The sequence below is a fragment of the Gemmatimonadaceae bacterium genome (assembly GCA_040882285.1).
Taxonomy (GTDB): domain Bacteria; phylum Gemmatimonadota; class Gemmatimonadetes; order Gemmatimonadales; family Gemmatimonadaceae; genus JACDCY01.
Map to the genome: position 1 here is coordinate 1 of JBBEBQ010000012.1, position 26,864 is coordinate 26,864.

Sequence of the window (26,864 nt, forward strand, 5' to 3'; positions counted from 1 at the left end):
CGAGATGGCGGACCTGCTCGATCGCCTGCATCCGCTCGATGCGGATTGAGACCCGCGCGCGCGCGCGCGCGCTGCAGGCGCTGTACGCGTGGGACCTGCGCGGGAACGAATCGCTCGAGAAGGTGGCGTCCCGCGTCTGGGACGACCTCGCCGTCGGTCCCGAGGAGCGGAAGATCGCGGGGCTCATAGTGCGCCGCGTCATCAGCGACGGCGCCGGGCTCGACGCCTCGCTGTCCGACGTGACGGAGAACTGGCGCCTCGAGCGGCTCGGCGCGATCGAGCGCTCGGTGCTTCGACTCGCGGCGGCCGAGCTCGCGATCGGCGAGACCCCGACGCGCGTCGTCATCCAGGAAGCGGTTCGTCTCGCCGAGCGGTACGGTAGCTCCGAGAGCGCGAAGTTCGTGAACGGCGTTCTCGACGCGTACGCCCGCCGGGCCGGCTCGCTCTCGTGAGGATCCTCGTCGTGAACTGGCAGGACCGGGAGAACCCGCAGGCGGGCGGCGCCGAAGTGCATCTGCACGAGGTGTTCGGCCGGATCGTCGCGCGCGGCCACCAGGTAGACCTGCTGTGCAGCGGTTTTCCGGGCGCGGAGCCGGAGACGGTGCTCGACGGCATCCGCGTGTTTCGCGTCGGGACCAGATACACGTTCCCGATGTACGCGCGCAACTGCTACGAGGAAGGGCTCGCGCGGAACGATTACGACGTCGTGATCGAGGACCTCAACAAGGTTCCGTTGTACACTCCCCGCTGGCGGGTGAAGCGGCTCGTGGTGCTGGTGCACCACCTGTTCGGCGCGACCGCGTTCCGCGAGGTGCCGCTCCCGGTCGCCGCCGCGGTCTGGCTGTCGGAGCGGCCGCTCGCGTCGCTGTACGGCGGCCATCCCTTTCAGGCCGTGAGCGAGAGCACCGCGGACGACCTGGCCGAGCGCGGCATCCCGCGCTCGATGATCCGCGTCATCTACAACGGCGTGGACGCCGGCCGCTACACGCCCGACTGGTCGCGGCGAGCGCCGGACCCGACGTTCGCCTACCTCGGCAGGCTAAAGCGGTACAAGCGAGTGGATATCGTCATTCGCGCCTTCGCGCAGCTCAACGCCGCGGACGCGAAGCTCGAGATCGCGGGGCAGGGAGACTACCGGCCCGCGCTCGAGTCGCTCGGCAGCTCGCTTGGCCTCGGCGATCGCGTCAGATTTCTCGGCTACATCGGCGAGGACGAGAAGGTGGATCTACTGCGCCGCGCATGGGCCACCGTGCTCGCGTCGCCGAAGGAGGGGTGGGGGATCAGCAACCTGGAATCCGCCGCCTGCGGCACTCCGGTCATCGCCGGCGATTCGCCGGGAATCCGCGAGTCGGTGATCAACGGTGAGACGGGCTTTCTCGTTCCGGCCACCGACGCGTCCGCGTTCGCGGCAGCGATGCGCGGGCTCGTCGCGCAGCCTGACCTGGTGCGTTCGCTGGGGGAGGGTGGGCGCAGATTTGCTGAGCAGTTCACCTGGGATCGTGCGGCGAACGAGACGCTGCGCCACCTCGAAGAGGTAATCGCGGCATGAGCAATAGCCTGACCGTCGGCGAGCTGTTCGACCGGCTGAAGACGTCGCTCCAGCTCGAAGACCTGCTGGACGGACTCGGTCACGACCGCAAGCTCGAGAGCGGCGAGATATCGAGTCCGGGACTGGTGCTCGCCGGCTACGTCGAGCGCTTCGTTCCCAACCGGCTGCAAGCGCTCGGCGAGACCGAGATATCGTATCTCGCGTCGCTGCTCGCGGAGGAGCGGACCCGCCTGCTCAACCAGTTCTTCGCGTTCAGGGTGCCGGCCGTCTTCGTGACGAAGGACCAGGCGCTTCCGAGCGGACTGCAGGAAGCCGCGCGCGAAGCGGGGGTGGCGCTGTTCCGCACCAAGCTCAAGACCAACGAGTTCTACCGGAGGATGAAGCCGTTTCTCGAGGCGGAGTTCGCGCCGTCGGCCACCGTGCACGCCTCGCTCGCGGACGTGTTCGGCGTGGGCCTGCTGGTGACCGGCAAGAGCGGCATCGGCAAGTCGGAGTGCGTGCTGGACCTGGTGGAGCGCGGGCACCGCCTCGTGGCCGACGACATCGTCATGGTGACGCGGCGCGGGAACGACGTGGTGATCGGGCGCGCGCACGAGCTGCAGCGCGGCCACATGGAGATCCGCGGCATCGGGCTGATCAACGTACCGTCGATCTTCGGCGTGAAAGCCGTGCGGCAGCAGAAGCGCATCGAGGTCGTGGTGCAGCTCGAGGAGTGGGATCAGACGCTGGTCGTGGACCGCACCGGGCTCGACACGGAAAGCGCGGAGATTCTCGGCGTGGAGCTGCCGAAGATCCGCGTGCCGCTCAACCCGGGAAAGAACCTCACGGTCATCGCGGAGGTCATCGCGCTCAACCACCTGCTCAAGTACAGCGGAATGGAAGCGGCTTCCGCGTTCAACGAGCGCCTGATCGCCCACATGGCGCGCGCGGCGGACGTCGAGCGCTACCTCCAGGAAGACGATGAGTAGCAAGTCCGCGCGGGGGGTGATCGTAGGGCACGGAGAGTTCGCGTCCGGGCTGTTGTCCGCGGTGCAGCAGATCTGCGGGCGCATGGACGTGTTCGCCGCCGTATCCAACCGGGACGATCCCGCGGAGGAGCTCGAGCGAATCCTTCGCGAGCACGTCGCGAACGGCGCCGAGATAATCTTCACCGATCTGCCCGGCGGGAGCGCGGCCACCGCGGCGCGGCGCGTCATGCGTGACAATCCCAGGCTGGTGCTGGTGACCGGCGCGAATCTCGCCGCGCTGCTGGAGTTCGCGCTCGGCGAGAGGTGCGGACCGGCCACGGCTGCCCGGACCGCGGTGGAGAAGGGGCGCTCCTCGATGGATTCGAGCGGCGGGGAATAGAGTTGTCGATCGTGCTCCACCGGATCGACGACCGGCTGATTCACGGCCAGGTAGTGGTGGGCTGGGGGCGCCCGCTGGGCGTCGGGTTCATCGCGCTCGTGGACGACACGGTCGCCGCGTCGGACTGGGAGCAGGAGCTGTATCGCATGGGCGTGCCGCCGGAGATGACGCTGTACTTCGCCGACTTCTCCGCCGCCGAGCGCGAGCATCCGAAGTGGGAGAGCGACTCGCGGCCGGGGATCGTGCTCACCGCGGACATCGGCACGATGGCCCGTCTCGCCGCGAGCGTGCCCGTGACGGAAGTGAATCTCGGAGGGATCCATCACGCGCCCGGCAGGACGCAGCGCCTGCGATACGTCTTCCTGACTCCCGAGGAGGAACAGTCGCTGCGCGATCTGGCCGAGCGCGGAGTGAGGATCTTCGCTCAGGACGTGCCGGGCGGGAAGCCGGTCGAGCTGGGAGATCTGCTGTGAGCTTCCTCGAGGTTCTGCCGATCGCGCTGCTCGGGGCGGTATGCGGGCTCGACTTCGTGAGCTTTCCGCAGGCGATGATCTCGCGCCCGATCGTCGGCGCCACCGCGGGCGGCGCGATCCTCGGCTCGCCGTCGGAGGGGCTGCTGATCGGCGTCGTGCTCGAGCTGCTCGCGCTCGACACCCGCCCGTTCGGCGCGTCGCGCTATCCCGAGTGGGGAACGGCCGGCGTAACCGGCGGAGCCGTCTTCGCGTCCGTCGGGGCCGGGCGCCCCGGCGGTCTCGCCGTCGCGGCGTTCGTCTCGCTCGTGACCGCGATGCTCAGCGGCTCCAGCATGGTCGTCTTGCGGAAGCTGATCGGCGCGCGCGCGGCCGTGACGCGCGAGCTGATCGAGGCCGGGTCGGAGCGCGCGGTCGTCGGCCTGCAGCTGTTCGGCCTGACCGCCGACCTGCTGCGCGGGTTCATCCTGACGTTGCTGGCCGTCGCGCTGGCGGTGCCGCTCGCGCGCGGAATGGTCGAGATCTGGGGATTGCCCGCGACGTTCTCCAATGCGGCCGTCATCGGGCTCGCGGGCGCGGTCGCGGGGGGCTCGCTCTGGAAGTTCTTTACCGCGGGCACGCGGACCGGCTGGCTCTTTCTCGCCGGCCTCGTGATCGGACTCGGCTTCGTGGCGGTGCAATGACGCGCATTCACGTGCCGTTCATGACGAGGCTGGTGACCTGGCTCCGGCTGTTCGCCGTGCAGGGCTCGTGGAACTACGAGATCCTGCTGGGCAACGGAATCGGCTTCTGCGCGGAGCCCGCGCTGAGACTGCTGCCCGGCGGCCGTGGCGGCGACAAGTACAGACGGGCGCTCGCGCGCCAGTCCCGCTACTTCAACGCGCACCCGTATCTCGCCTCCGTCGCGGTCGGCGCGCTCACGCGGGCGGAGCTCGAGGAGGTGGATCCAGCGAAGATCGAGCGCTTCCGGACCGCGCTCGCAGGACCGCTCGGAAGCGTCGGGGACCGGCTGGTATGGTCGGGGTGGCTTCCGCTCTGCTCGCTGCTCGCGCTCGGCGCATACGGACTCGGCGGTAGCGCCGGGCTTGTGATCGCGCTGTTTCTCATCGTGTACAACGCGGGCCACGTAGCGCTGCGCGCATGGGGTCTCAAGGTCGGATTCTCGCAGGGAACGGAAGTGGCGAAGTCGCTCGCCACGCCCTTGCTCCGGCGCTCGCCGGAGTGGATCGATCGCGCCGGCGCGCTGCTGGCGGGGATCGCCGTTCCGACCGCCGTGGAGCGGGCCGTGGGGATCGGGGGCGAGGTCAGCGCACTCGCCATCGGCGCGGTCCTGATCGGCGGCGTGGTGCTCGCGCGCATCCCGAACACATCCGTCGGCTGGCGGCTGGCGCTCGGCATCCTCAGTATCATTGTCCTGTACGCGGTGCTCGTCTGATGATCGAGCGCCAGGTGCAGATCATGAACAGGCTGGGGCTGCATGCCCGGCCGGCCGCGGAGATCGTGAAGACCGCCGCGAAGTTCCAGAGCAACATCACCCTCACGCGCGACGACCTCGAGGTCAACGGCAAGAGCATCATGGGGGTGATGATGCTGGCCGCCGAGTTCGGCTCCACCATAACGTTGCGGGCCGACGGCAGCGACGAAGAGCAGGCGGTCGAGGCTCTGGCCGCGCTGGTCACGACCAAGTTCCGGGAGCGCTGATGCTGACGATAACCGGCATACCCGCGTCGCGCGGGATCGTGATCGGCCCGGTGCACGTCCTGCGCTGGGAGGTGCCGGAGGTGCGGCACCGCATCATCGCGGACGAAGCGATTCTTGCCGAGATCGCGCGGCTGCACTCCGCCATCGGGCGCGCCAAGGATCGGCTGCACAAGGTGCGCGGCCGCGCGGAGGAGCACGCCGGCGACGAGGAGGCCGCGATCTTCGACGTGCAGGCCTCGATGCTCGACGACGCCGATCTGATCGGGGAGGTCGAATCGCTCATCCGGCAGAACATCGGCGCGGAGAAGGCGTTTGACCTGGTCATGCTCGAGTGGCGGCAGCACTTCGCCAAGCACGCCCAGGCGATGCTGCGCGAGCGCGTGGGCGATCTCGTGGACCTGCACATCCGCGTGCTCTCGATTCTGCTGGACCTCCCCGACCACGATCCGGTGGATCTGCCCCCCGGGGCGAACGCGATCCTGATCACGCACGACCTGACGCCGAGTCTCACCGTGCAGCTCGACCGGAACGCGATCGCGGCGATCGCCACCGACGCGGGGACGCGCACGTCGCACGTGGCGATTCTCGCGCGCTCGCTCGGCCTTCCCGCGATTGTTGGTCTGCGCGACGCCGTCGAGCGGCTGCACGGCCACGAGCTTGCGATCCTCGACGGCTCGTCGGGCCTGCTCATCGTGAACCCGTCGGAGCAACACCTCGCGGCCTACCGGGACCGGGCCCTGCGGGAGCAGGCGTACGAGATGGAGCTGACCCAGCTCATCGCCGTCGAGCCGCTGACGCTGGACGGCGTCAGGATCACGCTCCGCGCCAACGTGGACCTGCCGGAAGAGGCCGAGCAGGCGTCGCACAGCGGCGCGGAAGGCGTCGGGCTGATGCGGACGGAGTTTCTCGTCGTCGGCCGCCCGACGATGCCCGACGAGGAAGAGCAGTACCGCGAGTACTCCCGGGTCGTGAAGGCATTCGACGGCCAGCCGGTGGTGATCCGCACGTTCGATCTTGGCGGCGACAAGCTTCCGATCGGCGGCTATCCCGTCGAGGCCAATCCGTTCCTGGGCTGGCGCGCCATCCGCATGTGTCTCGACGAGCCGGAGCTGTTCAGGGCGCAGCTCAGGGCACTGCTGCGCGCGGGGCTGCACGGCGACGTGCGGATCATGCTCCCGCTCGTCGTGTCCGTCGGCGAGGTGCGGCAGGCGCGGATGCTGCTGGACGAGGCCGCGGCCGAGCTGGACGCGCGCGGCGTGGAGTACCGCCACGACGTTCCGCTGGGGGTGATGATCGAGACCCCGGCGGCGGCGATCGCGGCGGATACGCTCGTCAACGACGTCGCGTTCTTCAGCGTCGGTACCAACGACCTGGTGCAGTACACGCTCGCGGTGGACCGCGGCAACCCCAATCTCGCGTCCCGCTACACGCCGCTGCACCCCGCCGTGCTGCGGCTCATTCAGCGCACGGTCGAGGTCGGGCACAATGCCGGGCTGGAGGTGGCCGTGTGCGGCGAGATGGCGTCCCAGCCGGTGATGGCGTTCGCCCTGATAGGGCTGGGGGTGCGGGAGCTGAGCGTGGCGCCCCGCTCCGTGCCGCTGGTCAAGCAGATCATCCGGGGGGTGAGCGCCAAGATCGCGCGGGAAGCGGCGGCCGCCGCGGTCGCCGCCGACACGGCGCAGGCGGCGTACGACGCCCTCGCCGAGCGGCTTTTCTCGGCGTTCGGCGACGCGCCGTTCCTCCGGCACGGCTTGCCGGTGGTCGTGGACGGTCATACCTTTGAAAGCTCCGCCGGGCCGTAATCCGGCACGGCGACGCACCTTCGAACCAAGCACCTTGAATCCGCCGGCGACTCCGTTGCCGGCTTTCCCTTATCTCCGGCCCCCACACACCTTGCTCGACCGCTACCTCTTCACCTCCGAGTCGGTCACCGAAGGACACCCCGACAAAGTCGCGGACCAGATCTCCGACGCAGTGCTCGACGCGATCATCGCCGACGACCCCGGCGCGCGGGTGGCGTGCGAGACGCTCGTCACCACCGGCCTCGCGTGCATCGCCGGCGAGATCACGACGGACACGTACGTCGACCTGCAGGACATCGTCCGCAGCACGATCAGGAAGATCGGGTACGACGACGCCGCATTCGGCTTCGATTATCACACGTGCGCCGTGATCAGCACCATCGACAAGCAGTCGCGCGACATCGGCCGGGGAGTCGACACCGGCGGGGCCGGCGACCAGGGAATGATGTTCGGGTACGCCACCGACGAGACGCCCGAGCTCATGCCGCTGCCCATCCAGCTCGCGCACAGGCTGGCCGAGGCGCTGGCGGCCTACCGCCGCACGAAGACGGGCAGCTGGCTCCGTCCGGACGGGAAGTCGCAGGTGAGCGTCGTGTACGAGGACGGCATCCCGGTGTCCGTGGACACGGTCGTGATCTCCACGCAGCACGCGGACAGCGCGAGCAACAAGAAGATCCGCGCGGCGATCATCAAGGACGTCATCGAGCCGACCGTGCCGAAGGAGCTGCGCGACAAGTCCATCAAGTATCACATCAACCCGACGGGGCGGTTCGTGGTCGGCGGACCGCAGGGCGACGCCGGCCTCACGGGCCGCAAGATCATCGTCGACACGTACGGCGGCATGGGCCGGCACGGCGGCGGAGCGTTCAGCGGCAAGGACCCGTCGAAGGTGGACCGGTCGGCGTCGTACGCCGCGCGCTGGGTGGCCAAGAACATCGTCGCCGCCGGGCTCGCGCGCCGCTGCGAGGTGCAGGTGGCCTACGCGATCGGAGTGGCCGAACCCGTCTCGATCATGGTCGACACGTTCGGGACGAACACCGTGCCCGAGATGGCGATCATGAAGGCGGTCGAGACGGTGTTCGACCTGACGCCGCGCGGCATCATCCGGGCGCTCGACCTCCGCAAGCCGATCTACAGCGAGACGGCCGCCTACGGGCACTTCGGCCGCACGCCGAGGAAGGGTCCGAAGGGGTCCACTCTATTTAGCTGGGAACGCACGGACCGCGTGGCGGCGCTGAAGAAAGCGGTGAAGTGATTCACAGCTAACTGCCACTTAGAACCGCCAAGCTGCGCCGCTCGCCGCTTGGCAGTTCTATGTGGCAGTTCTCAGGTGCAGCCGCGCCACAAGCCACCAGCCGTGGTGTACTATTCAAGATGGAACTAGTCGAAGTCGACGTCATGCGGTTGGGGCTCGACCGGTCGTCCAACTCCTACGTGGTGATCCTCCAGGAGAAGGACGGCTCCCGGCTGCTGCCTATCTGGATCGGGCAGCCGGAGGCGGAGTCGATCGTCATCGAGATGAACCGCATCAAGCGCGAGCGCCCGTTGACGCACGACCTCTGCAAGAACCTCATCGTCGGGATGGGCGGCACCCTCCGGCGCGTGCACATAACCAAGGTGCAGAACCGGACGTTCTTCGCCGAGCTGCACGTCGCGGTGCCGACCGGGATGGTGCAGATCGACGCGCGCCCCTCGGACAGCATCGCGATCGCGCTGCGGTTCGCGGCGCCGATATACGCGCAGGAGTCGCTGCTCACGGCCATGCTCGTGGACGACGCCGAGGGGGACGAGGCTGAGTTTCCGATCGCGCAGCCCGAGGACGAGCCGGACGCCAGCGCCGAGTCGCTGAAGCAGTACCTCGAGAATCTCCGCCCGGAAGATTTTGGCAAGTTCAATATGTAGGATCGCTGTCCTGCTGCTGCAGGCGGCCGCGCCGCCGGACCGTGTGGACGGGCGGATCGTGAGGCCGGGACCCGAGGTGATGGAGCCGGTGGCGGGTGTCTGGACAGTGCTGCACCGCGTGGGGCCGGACCGCGCGGGTCCGCTCGACTCGGCGCGCAGCGACGCGCGCGGGCGCTACTCCTACAGCTACCGCCGCACCGGGTCCGCCGACGCGGTCTACTTCGTCTCCGCCACGCACCACGGCGTGACGTATTTCACGGTGCCGCTCGCGTTCGACAACGTCAGCGGCGATCCCGCCGAGATAGTGGTGTTCGACACGACTTCGCGCCGCGTGCCGATCACCATCCGCGGTCGCCACATAGTCGTGTCGGCGGCGACGTCCTCCAGCGTGCGGCCGGTGACGGAGGTGTTCGAGCTGTCCAACGACACGACCGTGACGCTCGTGAGTCCAGGCCCGTCATCCCCGCCCACTTTCACAGCGCTGCTCCCGCGAAACGCGCGCGATCCGAAGGTGGAGCAGGGCGACGTTCCCGCCGACGCCGTGACGTTCGCCGACGGGCGCGTGCGCGTGATCGCGCCGCTGCCGCCCGGAGTCAAGCAGCTCGCCTACAGCTACACGCTGCCGTCCGCGGAATTTCCGCTGTCCGTTCCGGCGGAGGCGCCGATAGACGTGTACGAGATCCTGATCGAGGAGCCGCGCGGCAGCGCGACCGGCGCGAAGCTGACCGAGGAGCGCGCAGTCACGGCCGAGGGCAGAACCTTTCGCCGCTTCATGGCCCAGGAGGTCCCGGCCAACGCGGTCGCAGTGATCGACATACCCTCCCCGCGCCGCACCTGGAGCCCCACTTTTCTGGTTCTCTTTATAGTTGCCGCCGCTTCGCTGATGCTGCTCGCGCTTGCGCGCGCCTATCGGAAGAGATAGGCTATTGGCTGTTAGCTGTTGGCTGTTAGCTAGCTAAGAGCCAACAGCCAATAGCCAAAAGCGAGTTTCAATCGCGGACGGGAGCCACGGAAGCCGGTGCAAGACCGGCGCGGCCCCGCCACTGTAACGGGATTTCAACGCGCGCTCGTGGTACCACTGGCCTCGCGGCCGGGAAGGTGAGCGTAGCGGCCCGGAGCCAGGAGACGACTCGTCGTCCGCGCCACTCCGATCAACCCTCGCGGGAGGGACGGTGGCGTCATTCGACCGTGGTACATCGAGATTGCGGGCGTTCTCCCGGATCCTTCCGGCGGGAAAGCTCGTTTTTTGTTGCGTAGCAGTTTGCCTCGCAGCCGCGGCGTGCGGCCGCGCGGACGCGCCGAGCTCCGTGGCGGGGCGCGATGATTTCGGTCACGAGGTCGTTCCCGCCGCCGCCCGCCGGATCATCTCGCTCAACCCCGCGACGACCGAGATGCTGTTCGCCATCGGTGCGGGCAGCCGCGTCATCGGGCGCACGACGTGGGACTCGTACCCCGACTCCGCGCTGCTCGTGCCCGACATGGGACCCGGACTCCGGCCGAACCTCGAGGTCGTGATCGGCGCGAAGCCGGATCTGGTGATCCTGTACGCGAGCGCCGACAATCGGCCGGCCGCCGACCGCCTCCGCTCGCTCGGCGTCGCCACGCTCGCCGTGAAGAACGACAGCATCGGTGATCTCGCCCGCACCCTCCGCCTGCTCGGCATCGTGACCGGTGATTCCGCGCGCGCCGCGGCGGTCGGCGATTCGGTGCGCGCGACGCTGGAGCGCGTGCGCGCGGCAACCGCGGGACGTGAGCGGCCGAGCGCGTTCTGGTACATCTGGGATTCGCCGCTCATCACGATCGGACGTGGCAGCTACATGTCGGAGCTGCTCGAGATCGCCGGCGCGCGCAATCTGTACGACGACATCGCCAGGCCGTCGCCGACGGTGACGCTGGAGGACGTGGTCCGGCGGAATCCCGACGTCGTGATAGCCGGGCCGGACGGGACGAGAAACCTGCGCGGCGACGCGCGCTGGAGCGCGCTCCCGGCGGTGAAGGCAGGGCGGATCATCGTCGCCGACACCGCGCTGGTGGCGAAGCCGTCGGTCCGGCTCGGGGAAGCCGCCATGTCGCTCGCGCGTCAGCTGCATCCGGGAATCGAGCTGTGATCGCGCCCCGCGCGTGGCACTGGCCGGCGGCCGTCGCGCTGCTCCTGATCGTCGCGCTCGCGGGGCTGGTGTTCGGCGTCAGCACGATCCCGCTCTCCGAGATCCTTGCGGCGATGACCGGCGGCGGCGACGAGACCACGACGACGATCGTGCGCACGCTGCGCGCGCCGCGCGTCGCGCTCGCCGCGATGGTCGGCGCGGCGCTGGCCATGAGCGGCGCTGCGCTCCAGGGCGCGCTGCGGAACTCGCTGGCCGAGCCGTACCTGCTCGGGGTCTCGGGCGGCGCGGCCGTGGGCGCGGTGCTCGCGTTCGGGCTGGGGCTGCAGCACACCGGCTCGCTCGCCATCCCCGCGTTCGTCGGCGCGCTCGCGGCGGTCGGCGCCGCGCTGCTCGTCGCCCGCGCCGCGGGACGCACCGCCCGCGGCGACCCGCGCACGCTGCTCATGGCGGGAGTGATCATCGGTGCGTTCGCGAACGCGGTCATCATGGTCGCGCTGGCCAACTCCACATCCGACACGCTCCGCGGATCGCTGTGGTGGATGATGGGATCCGTCGCCGACGCGTCGTGGCCGGGAGCGCTCTGGCTCGGCCTCTACCTCGGCGTCGCGGGGCTCGCGCTCCTGCGGCTCGCGCCGGAGATAGACGTGCTCGCGCTCGGCGAGGAGGCCGCGGCGGCGCTGGGCTCCGACGTGGAGCGCGCGACGCGGACGGTGTTTCTGGTCAGCGCGCTGCTCGCGGCCGCGACTGTCGCCGCCGCCGGGCTGATCGGATTCGTCGGCCTCATAGTGCCGCACATCGTGCGCGCCTTCGGCGTGCGCCGGCACCGCCGTCTGGTCGCGGGCTCCGCGATCGTGGGCGCGACTCTGGTGATCCTCGCCGACGTGGTCGCTCGCACAGCGCTCCCGCCGGCCGAGCTGCCGCTCGGCGCCGTCACCGCGCTGATCGGAGTGCCCTTCTTTCTCGTTCGGCTGGGGCGCATGCGATGATCTCCTTCGAGAGCGTCACCGTGCGGTACCACGGCGCGGCGAGCCCCGCGGTGGACGGTGCGTCGTTCGCCGCGGCCGACGGCGGGATCACCGCGCTCGTCGGGCCGAACGGAAGCGGAAAGAGCACCATCGTGCGCGCGCTGCTCGGACGGGAGCCGCTGGAGTCGGGGCGGATCCTGCTCGACGGCGACGACCGCGCCTCGCTGAAGCAGCGCGAGTTCGCGCGGCGCGTGGCCGTGGTCCCGCAGCGGGAGGACGCTGTGTTTCCGCTGGAGGTGCGCGAGTACGTGGCCCTCGGCCGGTATCCGTACAGTCGCGGGCTCACCAGCTCGCCGGAGGACGCGCGCGCGATCCAGCGCGCGGTGGAGCGGGCCGAGATCGGCCGTCTGCTCGAGCGGCGGACCGACGAGCTATCTGGCGGGGAGTGGCAGCGGGTGCGCGTCGCGCGCGCTCTCGCGCAGGAGACTGGCATGCTGGTTCTGGACGAGCCCACGACGTTCCTGGACATCGCGCACGAGATGTCGCTGCTCGAGCTGGTGCATTCGCTGGCCGCCGGCGGGATGGCCGTGCTGATGGTGAGCCACCAGCTCAACCTCGTCGCGCGGTTCGCGTCGCGGATGGTGCTGCTCTCGCGCGGGCGCGTCGTGGCCGACGGCGCGCCGGGGGAAGTGATGGACGCCGCGACGCTGGAAGCCGTGTACGACTGGCCGATCGTGATATCGCGCGACGCGGCGTCGGGCGCGCCGGTGTTGCTGCCGTTGAGGAAGAGGTGAAGAAGAAGCTGTTGGCTGTTGGCTATTGGCTGTTGGTAACCACAAACGACCACTTACTGGGCTCTCTCATGAAGAAAATCACGCTGATCGTCGGGTTCATCGTTCTCGCTGCCGCTCCCGGCACGAGGCTCGTCGCGCAGGAGCCGGACACCGTCATTTTATCCGGCGTCGTCATTTCCGCGACGAAGGTGCCAGTCCCCTCGACCGCGCTCACGCAGTCCGTCACGGTGATCACGGGCGAAGAGCTCCGCGCGCGCGGTGTCGTCTCAGTAGCTGAAGCGCTGCGGGGATTGCCGGGCGTGGCGGTGGCGTCCAACGGCTCCTATGGCTCCCTCACGTCGCTGTTTCTGCGCGGCGGCGAAAGCCGCTATACGAAGTTCCTGATCGACGGAGTCCCCGTGAATGCGGTGGGGGGATATTTCGACCTGAGCCATCTCACGACTGACAACATCGAGCGCATCGAGGTGGTGCGCGGCCCGGCGAGCGTCGTCCACGGCGCCGACGCGGTATCGGGCGTCGTGCAGATATTTACCCGGCGGGGATCAGGGCCCGCTCGCGTCGCGTCGCAGTTCCGGGGGGGCACGTACGGCACGCTCGACGCGGACGCGGGGGTGAGCGGAGGGACAGGTAGCTCGAGCTTCTCGCTCCACGGCGGCCGGCATTCCACCGACGGCATTCTTCCGTTCAACAACGAGTATTCCAACCAAACCGTCAGCGGCTCGGCGACGCTGCGGCCCGACGCGCGCACCACGGTTTCCCTCTCGACGCGCGGCACGCACGCGGAATTCCAGTATCCGACCGATTTCGCCGGCAACGTGGTGGACAGCAACGCTTATCGGGATCAACGCCGGCTGACGCTGTCGCTCGAAGCGGCGCGGATGGTCCGCCCCGGACTCGAGCTGCGCGCGCTCGGCGGCTCCAACGACGTTACTGATTTCACCGACGATGTAACCGCGGCGAGCACGGGCGACACGCGCGACCGGTACACCTCGAAGAATCGGCGCAGGCGCGCCGAAGGCCGTCTGACCTTGGGTGCGGCGGACGCGAAGCTGACGGTCGGCGCGGAATACCAGAGGGAGCGGGAGCGGAGCGTGAGTGCGTCCGGTCCGGTGGGTGGGGATCTGGCCGATAATTCCCGCTTTGCCGGCTTGCGCACGACGCGGGCGGCCTACGCGGAATATCTGGCTTCAGTGCGCGCCGTGCGGCTCGACGTCAGCGGTCGTCTCGATGATCCGTCGGATTTCGACAGGGCAGCCACGTATCGGGTCGGCGCGGCGGCACCGCTGGCTCGCGGGACAACGCTGCGCGGTTCCGTCAGCACGGCGTACAACGCGCCCGCGTTCTACTATCTGCTGGACACCGACTACACGATCGGCAACCCGGCGCTTTCTCCGGAGCGGGCGCGGAACGTCGAGGTCGCGCTGAAGCAGAATCTTCCAGCCGGGATCGCCACGCTGACCGCGACGTATTTCGACCAGAAGTTCAAGCAGTTGATCGAGTATGTCCCCGGCGGTCCGCCGGACTACAAGGGCACGTACGCGAACCTGAGGGCGGCGACGTCGAAGGGATTCGAGATTGAGCTGGCTACGGCGCCTCGCGCCGGATGGTCGGGCACGGCTTCGTTTACGTCCCTGAAGGCCCGGGTATCCGAGCTGTCGAGCGGTTATCAGGGGGGCGCCAAAGTCGGGGACGAGCTGCTGCGCCGGCCGCGCAGATCCGGAAGCGCCGAAATCAGCTACACGGATTCGCGCGGATCGTCGGCCGCGCTTACGGCGCGCTACTTGGGAAAGCGGCCGGACCTCGATTTCCGGAGTTTTCCATCCGCGAGAGTCATGGTACCTTCCGCGAGCACGCTGGATTTTGCCGCGAGCATTGCGCTCTCACGGATGGGTATCGGCACGCCGCTGGCTCTGACACTCCGCGTCGACAACCTCACCGATACACGGTACCAGGAGGTGTTCAACTTCGAGGCCCCCGGGCGGAGGATTCTCCTTGGCGGGAGATTCGAGGCGGGGTTGAGGTAAGCTCCGGACAGAATGATGCTATCCGATTCGCGTGCCGGGACCGCGTCGCGCACGCCGGTGATCCTGAGCTGGAGCGGGGGCAAGGACAGCGCGCTGGCCCTGCACGCGCTCAGCCAGGATGAGGGCGTGGAGGTGGCAGGGCTGCTGACGAGCGTGACGCGCGATTACGATCGGGTGAGCGTCCACGGAGTTCGCCGCTCGCTGCTGCACGAGCAGGCGCGGCGGCTCGGTCTTCCGCTCTTCGAGGTATGGCTCGGCCCGGGCTGCACCAACGAAGCGTACGAGGCCGCATTCCTCGCCGCACTGGCGGGGATCCGCGCGGCGGGCGTTTCCCGCATCGCCTTCGGTGACCTCTTTCTCCGGGATGTGCGCGAGTACCGGGAAAAACTCCTGGCCACCACCGGCTTCGCACCGCTGTTTCCGCTGTGGGGGCTGGACACGGCTCTGCTGGCGAGGCGGTTCGTACGCGAGGGCTTCGCGGCGCGCCTGGTGTGCGTGGACACCCAGCAGCTCGACGGCTCCTTCGCGGGCCGGGATTTCGACGAGCGACTTCTCAGCGATCTGCCCGCGGACGTGGACCCGTGCGGCGAGCGGGGCGAGTTCCACACCTTCGTATTCGATGGCCCCATTTTCAGCCGGCCGATTGCCTGCCGCACGGGAGCGAGCGCGTTGCGCGACGGCCGGTTCATGTTCTGCGATCTGGAGTGCTGACCTGAGGATCGTTTCCTTTCTTCCGGCCGGCACCGAGATGGTCCATGCGCTCGGCGCCGGCTCCCAACTCGTGGGACGATCGCACGAGTGCGACTATCCGCCGGAGGTAGCCGCGCTGCCGGTCGTGAGCCGTCCGGCGCTCGACCTGCACGCCGCGTCGCCGCGCGAGATCGATCGCGCCGTTTCCGGACGGATGGATGGCGGAGATTCGATGTACCTGATCGACGAGGCGTTGCTGCGCGAGCTTCGACCGGACGTGATCCTGACGCAGAATCTCTGCCGCGTCTGCGCTCCGTCGGGCAACGAGCTCAGCCGCGCGGTCCGTGATTTCCCGAATCGGCCCGACATTCTTTTCCTCACTCCCGGCGACATCGCGGGGATCGAGGACAACATAAGGGAGGCCGGCATCGCCATCGGCCGGCCGGACGCGGCGGAAGCGCTCCTGACAGCCACGCGCCGGCGGCTGACACTTGTCCGGGCGGCAGTGGCCAGCGCCTCGACGCGCCGGATCATTTTTCTCGAATGGACGGACCCACCCTTCTGCGCAGGGCACTGGGTCCCCGAGATGGTAGCGCTCGCCGGGGGCCACGACCCACTCGGCCGCTCCGGCGAAGACTCCGTGCGCATGAGCTGGGACGACGTTGAGGCGGCCGCACCGGAGCTGATCGTCGTATCCCCCTGTGGGTACCGCCTGCCGCAGGCCGCCGAGCTCGCGCGCAGCGTCCCGCGGATATCGGGCGCAAGGGTGTACGCCGTGGACGCCAACGCGTATTACGCCCGACCCGGCCCGCGCGTCGCCGAAGGAGTCGAGCTCCTGGGCCATCTCTTCCATCCGGAGCTCGTGCCGTGGGCACACTCGCATCACCCGTGGATCGAGATCCCCTGATCGCACGCAGCGCGCAGCTCGCAGCGCGCAGCTCGCAGCACGCAGCGCTTTCCCCGCAGCGCGCAGTAGCTTTTCATCATGACGCTCGTGGTCACCGAGGCAGTAGTGTTGCACGCTTTCGACTATCTCGAGAGCTCGCGGATAATGCGGCTGATCACCAGGGACTCGGGGATTCAGTCCGTGCTGGCGCGGGGCGCGCGCAGCAGCCGCAAGCGCTTCGGCACGTCGTTGGACGTGTTCGCGCATGGGACCGCCGAGTACTCGACGCGCCCCGGCCGCGACCTCAACACGCTCACCGCCTTCGACGTCACTCGTGCGCGCCCCGAGCTGGCGGCCGACGTCTCGCGCTTCACCGGTGCCTGCGTGCTCGCCGAGATGGCACTCCGCTTCAGCAGCGACGAGCCGCACCCGGGATTGTTCGACGCGTTCGTCGCGGGACTCGACACGATCGGCACCGCGGGTGCGGACGCGACCGTGTCCCGCACGCTCAGCGCTGCCTGGCACATCGTGGGCGAGCTGGGCTTCGCGCCCGCTCTGGACGTGTGTGCAAACTGTCACACGCCGCTCGCGGCCGGCGCGCGCACGCCGTTTTCTCACGTCGCCGGCGGCGCGCTGTGCGACCGTTGCGCGCGGCTGGTGGCCGGCGCGCGTCCCATCCCGCCCGAAGCCCGAGCGGCTCTCGGGGAATGGCTCGCGGGCTCCCCTGTCGAGATCTCCAGCCCCGCGGAAGGGCGTGCACACCAGCGCCTCTTGCGCGAGTTCCTCGACCAGCATCTCAGCGAAGGGAAGAAGCTGATCGCCTACGGGATGTGGGAGCAGGAGCTGCTCGTAACGAATGATCCAGTGGCCAGCCGCTAATCGATGCGCTACATCGCGTTTCTTCGCGGGATCAACGTCGGGGGCAACCACGCGGTACGAATGGAGCCGCTCCGGGCGATGCTTGTCGCGCTCGGCCTGCGCGACGTCGAGACGTTCATCGCCAGCGGCAACGTCATCTTCGACGCGACGGGTAAGGCCGTGTCGATCGAGCGGCGAATCGAAGAGCGCCTGGAGCGTGAGCTTGGCTTCGCGATTCCGACGTTTCTCAGAACGGCCGCCGAAGTTGCGGCCGTCGCGGCGCACGAGCCGTTCAAAGGCCTCGGCGTAGTTCCGCCCGGCGCGATGCTGCAAGTCGGATTCCTGAAGTCGCCGTTGGCGGCCGAGGCCCACGCCGCACTGATGGCCTTTCGCGACGACATTCACGATTTCCACGTCCACGGCCGCGAGGTTTATTGGCACACACGGGAGCGTCCCGCAATCCTGCGGATCACCGGCCCGAAGATGGACCGCGCGCTCGGCGGACCGGTCACGTTTAGAAACGTCACGACGGTGCGGCGACTCGCGCAGAAGTACGCCGACGGCGAACAGTGATTAGTGATTAGTGATTAGTGACTAGTCACCAGTCACCAGTCACCAGTCACTAGTCACTAGTCACCAGTCACTAGTCACTAGTCACCGTTTCTATGATCCTCGGCACCGCCGGCCACATCGACCACGGCAAGACCGCGCTCGTCCGCGCGCTCACCGGCGTTGACACCGACCGCTTGCCGGAGGAGAAGCGCCGGGGCATCACGATAGATCTCGGCTTCGCGCCACTCCGCCTGGACGGCATCGGCACGATCGGAGTGATAGACGTGCCGGGTCACGAAGCGTTCGTCCGGACGATGCTCGCCGGCGCGACCGGGGTCGATCTCGCGCTGCTCGTCGTGGCGGCCGACGAAGGAGTGATGCCGCAAACGCGCGAGCACCTGACCATCCTCACGCTGCTCGGCGTGCGCGCCGGCGTCGTCGCGCTCACCAAGACAGACCTCGTCGACGCGGACTGGCTGGAGCTGGTCACTGCCGACGTCGCAGCCGTTCTCAATGGGTCGGGGCTCGAGAACGCGGCCGTCGTTCCCGTATCGGCGACGACCGGCGCGGGACTCGACGATCTGCGGGCCGCGATCCGCACGGCGGCGGCGTCGGTGATCGCGCGCGACACCGACGATCTCTTTCGCATGCCGATCGATCGGGCGTTCTCGGTGCACGGCACCGGCACCGTCGTCACCGGCACAGTGTGGAGCGGAACGCTCCGCAAGGGCGCCGCGACCGTTTTTCCCGGCGCGCTGGCGGTGCGCGTGCGTGATCTTCAGACGCACGGCACGTCGGTGGAGGGCGTGTCGGCCGCTTCGCGCGCGGCCGTGGCGCTCGCCGGAGTCACCGTGGAGCAGGCCGGCCGCGGGGCGGTGCTCGTGGCCGGCGAGGGCTGGGCCGAGGGCTCCGTCATGCTCGCGGAGTTGACGCTGTCCGAGTCGAGTGTCGCCGTCACGCCGCGCACGCGCGTGCGGCTCCACCTCGGCGCCGCCGACGTGGGCGCGCGCGTACGGCTGTTCGAGCCGCGAGCCGGGCAGATTCAGCAACCGGCCCGCATCCGGCTGGACGAGCCGGTCGTCGCCCGCGCCGGCGACCGGTTCGTTCTGCGCGCGGGCTCGCCGCTCGAGGTGATCGCGGGCGGCGTCATCACCGATCCGCTGCCGGCTGACCGTCGCCCGAAGCCCGGCGCGACGGCGTTCGGGGTCGCCGCCGCGGAGCGCCTGGCGGCGCTGTGCGACGAGGCGGGGCCCAAGGGAGTCGATCGGAGGACGCTGCCCATCAGGCTCGGCAGATCGCCCGCCGAGATCGATTTGCTTCGGAGCGAGGGAGATTTCTTTTTCACCGATCGCAGCGTTTACTCACGACGCGTCCTGAACGACGTCGCCGGTCGGCTGCCGGCGATGATTCAGCAGGCGCAAGTAAACTCTCCGACCGAATCCGGCGTCCAATTGGATGAGCTGCGGGGGTCGCTCGGCGTCGACGCCGATCTGGTCGACACGGCGCTCCGCCTGCTCGTCGAGCGAAAAGCGGTGGAGGTCGAAGGCACGATCGTTCGGACCGCCGGCTGGAAACCGCGGCTGTCGAGCGTGCAGTCCGATCTCGCCGAACGCATGGTGCATGCTTTTTGCTCTTCCGGCGAGGAGCCACCGGCATTGGGCGAGGTGGTCGCGCGGCATGGTGAAGACGTGGTCCCGGTGCTCCGCTATCTGGAGCGAGAGGGCCGTCTGATCCGCGTTTCCGGCGACTTCTACTACTGCCCGGAGGTAGTCGAGCGCATGGTTGGGCGGTTAGCCGCGGCGATGGCGCAGGACCGGGAGTACTCGCCGGCGGACGTGAAGGACGCCGTCGGGACTTCGAGGAAGTACCTGATTCCGTTTCTGGAGTTCTGCGACCGGACGCGGGTGACGGAAAGAAAAGGGGCGGGCAGGGTATTACGAAACAGGCAGATAGGTCGTCCGTAAGGAGTTAGGATCGTTGACACTTTGTTGTACCGGTCCTAAGTTCGCCGCAATAGCTGGTCATCCGTTCACCTCACGTGGGAGTATTCGAAGCGAACCTTTCATAGTCAGCACGGAGTAGGCATGAAGCATCTGTGGTGGGCACTGCTGATCGTGCTCGCCCTCAGTGCGGTGCCTCGCGAGTCTGCGGCGCAAGGTTTTTCACCCCAAACCGACGATTCGCAGGGTTCCGCGACCGGGTTGGGGCAGAACTACCCGAATCCGTTTGCTCTCGACACGAGGATCCCGTTCACGATCGGCGATTACCCGACGTGCTCGGATCCTGGCAGGCAGTACAGGGTTTCGCTGCGGGTGTACAATCTGCTGTCGCAGCTGGTGGCGATCCCTACGCTGGAGGCCGGTGTCGCCGGGCCTGGCGGTGAGCCGCTGGACAACGTTTTACTGACGTGCAATCAGTTCGTCGGCTACTGGAACGGAAACTTCCTGAACCGCGACGAGCAGATCCCGCGAGGGGTCTACCTGTACCGGCTGGAGGTCGATGGCCGGCCCTTCGTAAAGAAGATGTTCAAGAAGTAGGACTGATTGGGGAAAACCGGGGGCCGCGATGAGCGGCCCCTTTTTTTCTTGGCTCCGTACGAGCTGCGATTTCGTTCATAGTCCATTGCCCCCACATAACTTCCGGATAGATTCCATTATGATTCCATAATGGAGCATCCGTGGCCAACCTGACCCTCAAGGGCGTACCTGAAGCGCTGGTGGCGCAGTTGAAGCGAGAGGCGGCGGAGCACCGCCGTAGCTTGAATGGCGAGGTCATTCACCGGCTCGAGCAGTCTGTGCTGGAACGGCCCACGACGCCGACTCTCGACGAGATAAGACGATATCGGGTCCAGCCGCGTGATACGGGCCCGGCCGTCAGGGAACACCGCGATCCCGATGCCGATGAATGGCTCGAGCGGGTTCGGGCTCTGCGTGAGAAGATCAACGTAGACACCAGCGCGGCGGAGATCGTCGCGGCTCGGGACGAAGGCCGCGAGTGATCGTCGCGGACTGTACCCTCATCACGCAGCTCTTTCTCAGGACCGAGCACGCGCGGGCGGCGGAGCGGCTCTCGGCGGTGGCTTGGATCGTTCCCCCGCTATGGCGCAGCGAGCTGAGGAATGTCTGTCGCAAGTACATTTTGGCCGGACTCGTTTCGCTCGTCGAGGCTCAGGCCGCGATGCGGCTGGCGGAGGAGCGGCTGGAGGCGACGGAGCGACGACCTTCGAGCGATCGCGTTCTGGCGACCGTCGCCACGACGCGATGCTCGGCGTACGACGCCGAATATGTGGTGCTCGCTCTGACTTTCGGCGTGCCGCTCGTGACGAGTGATGTAAAGTTGCAGCGGCTGTTTCCAGAGTTCGCAATCTCGCCGGCGACGGCTGTGGCGACGCGGTCTGAAGGCTGAGGCCACCAGGGAAATACTCCAGCGGCAAATTCTCGGGGCAGCCGGATTGCTGATAGCTTAGGGCGATGATCAACGCCGACAGACTGACGGTAAAGGCCGCGGAATCCTTCAACGACGCGCTCGAGCGGGCGCGCCGCGCGGGCAATCCGCTCGTGTACGATCTCCACCTCCTGCTCGCGCTGCTCGACCAGGACGAGGGAATCGTCGTACCGATGCTCCAGAAGCTCGGCGCGAGCGTCGCCGCGGTACGCGAGCAGGCCGAGCGCGAAGCCGCTCGCTATCCCAAGCAGTCCGACGCGCAGCCCACGCTCTCGCGCGAGCTCAACCAGGTTTTTGACCGCGCGGAGAAGCAGGCCAAAAGCCTCGGTGACGATTACGTGTCCACCGAGCACTTGCTGCTCGCCCTCGCGGACACGCCGGGCACAGAGAGCAAGACGCTGCTCAAGGGCGTCGGCGCTACGACGCCGAAGCTGCTGGAAGCGCTCGAAGCCGTCCGCGGGTCGCACCGCGTGAGCGACCAGACTCCGGAAAACCAGTACCAGGCGCTCCAGCGCTACACGCGCGATCTCACGGAAGACGCGAGGAAAGGAAGACTCGATCCCGTCATCGGCCGCGATGAAGAGATTCGCCGCGTCATCCAGGTTCTCTCACGCCGCACCAAGAACAACCCGGTGCTGATCGGCGAGCCGGGCGTCGGCAAGACCGCGATCGCCGAAGGCCTGGCGCAGCGCATCGTGAACGGCGACGTCCCCGACGGGCTCAAGAACAAGCGGCTGGTCTCGCTCGACATGGGCGCGCTCATCGCCGGCGCGAAGTTCCGCGGCGAGTTCGAGGAGCGCCTCAAAGCCGTGCTTAAGGAGATCACCGAGGGCGAAGGCAAGTTCGTCGTCTTCATCGACGAGATGCACACGATTGTCGGGGCGGGGAAGGCCGAAGGCTCTATGGACGCGGGCAACATGCTCAAGCCGATGCTCGCGCGCGGCGAGCTGCGCGTCGTGGGCGCGACCACGCTCGACGAATACCGCAAGAATGTCGAGAAGGATGCAGCTCTGGAGCGCCGCTTTCAGCCGGTGTATGTCGGCGAGCCGAGCGTGGAGAGCACGGTCGCGATTCTGCGCGGGCTCAAGGAGCGCTACGAGGTGCACCACGGCGTGCGCATCACCGACGGCGCCGTCGTCGCGGCCGCGACGCTCTCCAACCGCTACATCGGCGACCGATTTTTACCCGACAAGGCCATTGACCTCATCGACGAAGCGGCGTCCCGGCTCCGCATCGAGATCGACTCGCTCCCGCAGGAGATCGACGAAGTCGAGCGCCGCATCGTACAGCTCGAGATCGAGCGCGAGGCGCTGAAGAAGGAGAAGGACGCCGCGTCCAAGGAGCGGCGCGAGGCGCTCGAGCGCGAGCTGGCGGAGCTGCGCGAGAAATCAGGCGCCATGAAAGCCCAGTGGCAGGCGGAAAAAGAATCGCTCGGCGAAGTCGGACGCATCAAGCAGCAGATCGAAGAGGCGCGCAACCAGGCGGAGCAGGCCACCCGCTCCGGCGATCTTGGCAAAGCCGCCGAGATTACGTACGGCACGATCCCGCAGCTCGAGGCGGAGCTCAAGCAGGTGGAATCGCAGCTCGCGAGCAAGCAGGGCGGCAAGCGCCAGTTCCTCAAGGAAGAGGTGGACGCGGACGACGTCGCGGACATCGTCGCGCGCTGGACGGGGATTCCCGTGTCGCGGATGATGGAGAGCGAGCGCGAGCGGCTCACCAAGCTCGAGGCCGAGCTGAGCAAGCGCGTGATCGGGCAGCCTGAAGCCGTCGCGGCAGTGTCGAACGCGGTGCGCCGGTCGCGCGCCGGGCTGCAGGATCCCAATCGCCCGATCGGCTCGTTCATCTTCCTCGGTCCCACCGGAGTGGGGAAGACGGAGACCGCGCGCGCGCTCGCCGATTTTCTGTTCGACGACGAGCACGCGATGGTGCGGATAGACATGTCGGAGTACATGGAGAAGCACGCGGTCGCGCGTCTCATCGGCGCGCCGCCGGGTTACATCGGCTTCGAGGAAGGCGGCCAGCTAACGGAGGCCGTGCGCCGCCGGCCGTACTCCGTGATTTTGTTCGATGAGATTGAGAAAGCGCACCAGGACGTGTTCAACATACTGCTGCAGATCCTCGACGACGGGCGGCTCACCGACTCGCAGGGGCGCACCGTCGACTTCCGCAACGCCGTCATCGTGATGACGTCGAACATCGGCAGCCACTACATCCTGGAGCGGTCCGGTGCCGACTGGGCGGAGACCGAGACGCAGGTGCTGAGCGCGCTGCGGCAGCACTTCCGACCGGAGTTCCTCAACCGCGTGGACGACGTGATCGTGTTCCGCCCGCTCGGCGAGGCGGAGCTGGCCGGCATCATCGATCTGCAGCTCGACCGGCTGCACGCGCTGCTGGCCGACCGCAAGCTTACGCTCGAGCTCACACCGGAGGCGAAGAAGGTGGTGGCCGCGGAAGGATTCGATCCGGCATATGGCGCGCGGCCGCTCAAGCGCTCGATCCAGCGGCTGCTGCAGGACCCGCTGGCGATGGCCGTGCTCGAGGGCAGGTTCGCCGCCGGAGATCATATCGTCGCCACCGTGGGAGACGACGGGAAGATCGCGTTCGAGAGCGGGAACAGGCCTGCCTGAGCAGACCCTTCTTGCCGCGAGGCTCGCGGAAGGGTGAGTAGCGTGCCGTCAAGCGAAGAAACGGCGTACATGCGTGCCGCGCTCGACGACGCGCGCGCAGCGGCCGCCGCTGGCGAAGTGCCGGTGGGCGCCGTCGTCACGCGGGGCGGAGAGGTGCTAGCGCGGGCCGCGAATCGGACCCTCCGCGACCAGGACCCCACGGCGCACGCGGAGCTGCTGGCCATACGGCAGGCGGCGGCCGTGCTCGGGAGCTGGCGGCTGGAGGGGTGCTCGCTGTACGTGACGCTGGAGCCGTGCGCGATGTGCGCGGGGGCGATCGTTCTCGCGCGGATGGACAAGCTCGTCTTCGGCGCGTGGGACGACAAAGCCGGCATGGCCGGTTCCGTCGGTGACCTGGTGCGGCATCCCCGTCTGAACCACCGTTGCGAGGTCAGCGGTGGTCTTCTAGCCGAAGAGTCGGCTGTGCTGCTGCGCGAGTTCTTCTCGATCAGGCGGTAGCGCCGGGCATCCCGGCGTAGGCGAAGCGGCTAGCGCAGCCGCAGCATCGCCGGCGCGCTCTCGTTCCCAGCGCGGTCCACTGCCGTAACCCACACTTCCGCCGCGGGCGCGCGTCCGCCGCCTCGGTTGAGCGCGACCGAGAAAGTCCGGCCCGGCAGGATCACGGTGTCCCAGTCGCGTCCGCGCCGCGTGGAAACGCGCCACTGCCACGGCAGCTCCTGCTCGCTTCCCGGCCGCAGCTCGATTCGGCGCTCACGCGACTCGCGGTCGAGCGTCAGGTACAGCCGGGGCGCGGCCGGGGGCAGCGAATCCAGCCAGGGTGACGCCGGGACGAGAGCAGGCTCGGCGTAAAGGCCCGCGAGCAGACGCTCGTTGAGCGAGTCCCGGTTGCGCATGAACGCGCGCATGCTGAAGTGCACGTTGCCGGTGGCGCCGGGCTGCGCGCGCGTGAGATCTATCTGGCGCAGCAGCTCGGACGCGCGCCAGCTTTGCGGTCCGGCAACGGTATCGGTGCGGCTGGTGAAGTTTCCGGCCCAGATGTGCCTGCTGTAGCTGTTCTCGGCTACCCACCACGCCAGCAGCGCGGAATAATTCTGCCCCGGTGAGTCGGACCGCCAGTACAGCTGCGGCGAGAAGTAATCGAGCCAGCCGTTGTTCAGCCATTTGCGCGCGTCGGCGTAGATGCTGGCGTACGCGTCGAAGCCGGTGACGCCCGCGGGATAACCGGGCCGCCAGATGCCGAACGGACTGACTCCGAACTTCACGTGCGGCTTGAGCCCGCGGATTCCGGCGTACAGCTCGGCCACGAACCGGTCCACGTTCTGCCTGCGCCAGTCGTCCCGCGGGATGCCGCCGCCGTACCGCAGGTAGCTCGAGTCGTCGGGGAAGGGGAGCAGCTCGTTCGTTACCGAGTCGCGCTCCTGGTAGGGATAGAAGTAGTCGTCTATGTGCGCGCCGTCGATGTCGTACCGGCTGACCACGTCGAGAATCACCGCTTGCGACCAGCGGTGCACGTCGGGCTCGCCGGGATCCAGCCAGAGCGAGCGGCCGTAGCTCCGCACGAGGTGGGGGTGCGTGCGCGAGACGTGGTTGTCCGAGATTGCGCCGCTGAACGGTCCTTGCTTCGCGCGGAACGGATTGAACCAGGCGTGCAGCTCGAGCCCGCGCTTGTGCGCTTCCGCGACCGCGAAAGCGAGCGGGTCGTAGAACGGCTCGGGCGGCTGTCCCATCGTGCCGGTGAGATACGGCGACCACGGCTCGATGCCCGACGCGTACAGTGCGTCGGCTGCTGGGCGCACCTGCAGAATCACGGCGTTGAGGTTGAGCGCGGCCGACCGGTCGAGTAGCGCGATCAGCTCCGCCTGCTGCTCGGCGGTGGACAGTCCCGGGCGCGACGGCCAGTCGATGTTGGCGACCGACGCGACCCATACCGCTCGGAACTCGCGCGGCGCGGGCGGTGGGCCGCGCCGCGCCGACGCGGGGCCGCTCATCGCCGGCGCGCAGCCGGCCAGCGCCACGCACGCGAACAGTGCGACGGCTTGCGTTCCAGAGAGATGCTTCAACGTGATCTCCGCAAAGTGAAGAATCGGGGCGAAAGTCGATCCGCTCGCGCGACGACCGCCGCGGCATGCCGCTCGTCCACGAAGAACTCCGCCACCGACCACGGCGTGTCCCCCGCGAGCTGGGCTCCGCTCTCGTGCAGATCCGGCAGCCGCGCGGCCGAGCTGTCGATGCGGCTGAACGGCGCCGCGAGCCCGAACCCCGTGGCTTTGAGGTACGCTTCCTTGCGACACCATACGACGAAAAACGCCGCGTCGCCATCGGCGCGCGCGCGCCGGCCGAGCAAAGCGCGCTCGCTCTCGGTGAGAAATCTCCTTTCGAGCGCGGGGGAAGAGCGCCCCGGCCGGATCTGCTCGACGTCCACGCCCACTGGCACGCGCGCGAGCGCTATCACTCCCCAGTCGCCGGAGTGGGAGACGTTGAACTCGAGCGGTGCGACGGGTGACGCGAGCATGGGCTTGCCGTGCGCGGCGCGGGAGAACGCGATCTCCCCCGCCGGCGTGCCGGTGTAGGAGGACAGCAGGGCACGCAGCGCCGACTGGCCGGCGACGAACGACCGGCGCGCGGTGGGCGACTGCATCGCCTCGGCGCAGCGGCGCTCTTCTTCAGGGAGATTCACGGCGCCGTCGGAATTGTCGGGAGCGGCGAGTGGAAATCGCCAGAGGTGGACTTCTTCGGGTTCGATTTCATGGCCGCCCGGCTCGCTTTCGATCCACTCCAAATTCGGGCTCCACCGCTTGAGTAAAGCGCTTCAAATGAATAACTTACATGATTCCAGGACAGGTGGCCGAGTGGTTGAAGGCACCGGTCTCGAAAACCGGCATACCGGCAACGGTATCGAGAGTTCGAATCTCTCCCTGTCCGTAACTGCCCTGCGTCCTGCGTCCTGCGTGCTGCGTCCTAGCAAGTTCCAAAGGCTTCTGAAGCTTGCGCCTTGCACCACCGACTACAGAACAGTGTTCTGTAGCAAGTGGTGTAAGACGCCACCCGCATGCCCTGACGCAGTCTGCTAGGACGCAGGACGCAGGACGCAGCGTTTTTTAGGATGGGTGGCCGAGTGGTTTAAGGCGCACGCCTGGAAAGTGTG

28 protein-coding genes, 1 tRNA gene and 1 riboswitch are annotated in these 26,864 nt (G+C 68.0%); of the genes, 27 read left to right on the forward strand and 2 right to left on the reverse strand.

Annotated elements, in window-relative coordinates; translation table 11 throughout:
• The 26 genes from nusB to tadA form a co-directional block, all read left to right on the forward strand.
• The coding region (gene nusB, locus WEA80_08090) for a transcription antitermination factor NusB (GenBank protein MEX1186537.1) at positions 1-452 on the forward strand (452 nt) is incomplete at its 5' end.
• Positions 449-1,549: a glycosyltransferase family 4 protein gene (locus WEA80_08095; GenBank protein MEX1186538.1), complete on the forward strand. Its 1,101-nt coding sequence runs from the start codon at positions 449-451 to the stop codon at positions 1,547-1,549. The genes nusB and WEA80_08095, both read left to right, overlap by 4 nt.
• Positions 1,546-2,517, forward strand: coding sequence for an HPr(Ser) kinase/phosphatase (hprK, locus tag WEA80_08100; protein MEX1186539.1), 972 nt, complete (start codon positions 1,546-1,548; stop codon positions 2,515-2,517). Before WEA80_08095 ends, hprK begins: the two co-directional genes overlap by 4 nt.
• Positions 2,510-2,896: a hypothetical protein gene (locus WEA80_08105; GenBank protein MEX1186540.1), complete on the forward strand. Its 387-nt coding sequence runs from the start codon at positions 2,510-2,512 to the stop codon at positions 2,894-2,896. Before hprK ends, WEA80_08105 begins: the two co-directional genes overlap by 8 nt.
• An 11-nt stretch (positions 2,897-2,907) precedes the next feature.
• Entirely contained in the window at positions 2,908-3,369 is a 462-nt protein-coding gene (locus WEA80_08110; GenBank protein MEX1186541.1) for a PTS sugar transporter subunit IIB, read from the forward strand.
• Positions 3,366-4,049: a PTS sugar transporter subunit IIC gene (locus WEA80_08115; protein ID MEX1186542.1), complete on the forward strand. Its 684-nt coding sequence runs from the start codon at positions 3,366-3,368 to the stop codon at positions 4,047-4,049. The genes WEA80_08110 and WEA80_08115 overlap by 4 nt, the downstream gene beginning before the upstream one ends.
• Positions 4,046-4,801 (forward strand): PTS system mannose/fructose/sorbose family transporter subunit IID, encoded by a 756-nt coding sequence (locus tag WEA80_08120; protein ID MEX1186543.1) that lies wholly within the window; start codon positions 4,046-4,048, stop codon positions 4,799-4,801. The genes WEA80_08115 and WEA80_08120 overlap by 4 nt, the downstream gene beginning before the upstream one ends.
• Positions 4,801-5,067 carry an HPr family phosphocarrier protein gene (locus WEA80_08125; protein MEX1186544.1) on the forward strand — a complete coding sequence of 89 codons (267 nt, stop codon included), beginning with the start codon at positions 4,801-4,803 and terminating at the stop codon, positions 5,065-5,067. Before WEA80_08120 ends, WEA80_08125 begins: the two co-directional genes overlap by 1 nt.
• Positions 5,067-6,869 carry a phosphoenolpyruvate--protein phosphotransferase gene (gene ptsP, locus WEA80_08130; protein MEX1186545.1) on the forward strand — a complete coding sequence of 601 codons (1,803 nt, stop codon included), beginning with the start codon at positions 5,067-5,069 and terminating at the stop codon, positions 6,867-6,869. Before WEA80_08125 ends, ptsP begins: the two co-directional genes overlap by 1 nt.
• A 91-nt stretch (positions 6,870-6,960) precedes the next feature.
• Positions 6,961-8,124 carry a methionine adenosyltransferase gene (gene metK, locus WEA80_08135; protein MEX1186546.1) on the forward strand — a complete coding sequence of 388 codons (1,164 nt, stop codon included), beginning with the start codon at positions 6,961-6,963 and terminating at the stop codon, positions 8,122-8,124.
• 119 nt (positions 8,125-8,243) lie between these two features.
• Positions 8,244-8,771: a bifunctional nuclease family protein gene (locus tag WEA80_08140; GenBank protein ID MEX1186547.1), complete on the forward strand. Its 528-nt coding sequence runs from the start codon at positions 8,244-8,246 to the stop codon at positions 8,769-8,771.
• Entirely contained in the window at positions 8,752-9,693 is a 942-nt protein-coding gene (locus WEA80_08145) for a hypothetical protein (protein ID MEX1186548.1), read from the forward strand. Before WEA80_08140 ends, WEA80_08145 begins: the two co-directional genes overlap by 20 nt.
• A gap of 45 nt (positions 9,694-9,738) precedes the next feature.
• Positions 9,739-9,920, forward strand: a riboswitch (cobalamin riboswitch).
• A gap of 158 nt (positions 9,921-10,078) precedes the next feature.
• Positions 10,079-10,879 (forward strand): helical backbone metal receptor, encoded by an 801-nt coding sequence (locus WEA80_08150; protein ID MEX1186549.1) that lies wholly within the window; start codon positions 10,079-10,081, stop codon positions 10,877-10,879.
• A complete protein-coding gene (locus WEA80_08155) occupies positions 10,876-11,865 on the forward strand; it encodes an iron ABC transporter permease (GenBank protein MEX1186550.1) in 990 nt (329 codons plus the stop codon). Before WEA80_08150 ends, WEA80_08155 begins: the two co-directional genes overlap by 4 nt.
• Positions 11,862-12,638, forward strand: a complete 777-nt coding sequence (locus WEA80_08160; GenBank protein ID MEX1186551.1) for an ABC transporter ATP-binding protein — start codon at positions 11,862-11,864, stop codon at positions 12,636-12,638. The genes WEA80_08155 and WEA80_08160 overlap by 4 nt, the downstream gene beginning before the upstream one ends.
• Before the next feature lie 68 nt (positions 12,639-12,706).
• On the forward strand, positions 12,707-14,662 hold the full coding sequence (locus tag WEA80_08165) for a TonB-dependent receptor (protein MEX1186552.1): 1,956 nt from the start codon (positions 12,707-12,709) through the stop codon (positions 14,660-14,662).
• A 15-nt stretch (positions 14,663-14,677) separates the two neighbouring features.
• Entirely contained in the window at positions 14,678-15,373 is a 696-nt protein-coding gene (locus tag WEA80_08170) for a hypothetical protein (protein ID MEX1186553.1), read from the forward strand.
• Positions 15,282-16,259 carry a cobalamin-binding protein gene (locus WEA80_08175; protein MEX1186554.1) on the forward strand — a complete coding sequence of 326 codons (978 nt, stop codon included), beginning with the start codon at positions 15,282-15,284 and terminating at the stop codon, positions 16,257-16,259. The genes WEA80_08170 and WEA80_08175 overlap by 92 nt, the downstream gene beginning before the upstream one ends.
• Positions 16,260-16,337: 78 nt before the next feature.
• Complete coding sequence (gene recO / locus WEA80_08180) at positions 16,338-17,117, forward strand: DNA repair protein RecO (protein MEX1186555.1); 780 nt, start codon at positions 16,338-16,340, stop codon at positions 17,115-17,117.
• A 3-nt stretch (positions 17,118-17,120) separates the two neighbouring features.
• The gene (locus WEA80_08185; protein ID MEX1186556.1) at positions 17,121-17,669 is read left to right on the forward strand and encodes a DUF1697 domain-containing protein; all 549 of its coding nucleotides are present in this window, start codon (positions 17,121-17,123) and stop codon (positions 17,667-17,669) included.
• Positions 17,670-17,761: 92 nt separating this feature from the next.
• Positions 17,762-19,612: a selenocysteine-specific translation elongation factor gene (gene selB, locus WEA80_08190; protein ID MEX1186557.1), complete on the forward strand. Its 1,851-nt coding sequence runs from the start codon at positions 17,762-17,764 to the stop codon at positions 19,610-19,612.
• 120 nt (positions 19,613-19,732) lie between these two features.
• Positions 19,733-20,185: a hypothetical protein gene (locus WEA80_08195; GenBank protein MEX1186558.1), complete on the forward strand. Its 453-nt coding sequence runs from the start codon at positions 19,733-19,735 to the stop codon at positions 20,183-20,185.
• A gap of 140 nt (positions 20,186-20,325) precedes the next feature.
• A complete protein-coding gene (locus WEA80_08200; GenBank protein MEX1186559.1) occupies positions 20,326-20,646 on the forward strand; it encodes an Arc family DNA-binding protein in 321 nt (106 codons plus the stop codon).
• Positions 20,643-21,053 carry a type II toxin-antitoxin system VapC family toxin gene (locus WEA80_08205; protein ID MEX1186560.1) on the forward strand — a complete coding sequence of 137 codons (411 nt, stop codon included), beginning with the start codon at positions 20,643-20,645 and terminating at the stop codon, positions 21,051-21,053. Before WEA80_08200 ends, WEA80_08205 begins: the two co-directional genes overlap by 4 nt.
• A 65-nt stretch (positions 21,054-21,118) precedes the next feature.
• Positions 21,119-23,719, forward strand: a complete 2,601-nt coding sequence (clpB, locus tag WEA80_08210; protein MEX1186561.1) for an ATP-dependent chaperone ClpB — start codon at positions 21,119-21,121, stop codon at positions 23,717-23,719.
• 42 nt (positions 23,720-23,761) lie between these two features.
• Positions 23,762-24,217: a tRNA adenosine(34) deaminase TadA gene (gene tadA / locus WEA80_08215; protein MEX1186562.1), complete on the forward strand. Its 456-nt coding sequence runs from the start codon at positions 23,762-23,764 to the stop codon at positions 24,215-24,217.
• Between the two features lie 29 nt (positions 24,218-24,246).
• On the opposite strand, the gene WEA80_08220 is transcribed toward tadA, so the two are convergent.
• Positions 24,247-25,779 carry a family 10 glycosylhydrolase gene (locus tag WEA80_08220; protein MEX1186563.1) on the reverse strand — a complete coding sequence of 511 codons (1,533 nt, stop codon included), beginning with the start codon at positions 25,777-25,779 and terminating at the stop codon, positions 24,247-24,249.
• Entirely contained in the window at positions 25,776-26,498 is a 723-nt protein-coding gene (locus tag WEA80_08225) for a 4'-phosphopantetheinyl transferase superfamily protein (protein ID MEX1186564.1), read from the reverse strand. Before WEA80_08225 ends, WEA80_08220 begins: the two co-directional genes overlap by 4 nt.
• A gap of 56 nt (positions 26,499-26,554) precedes the next feature.
• Here WEA80_08225 and WEA80_08230 point away from each other — a divergent pair.
• A tRNA-Ser gene (locus tag WEA80_08230) sits at positions 26,555-26,641 on the forward strand.
• The last annotated feature ends 223 nt before the right edge of the window (positions 26,642-26,864 follow it).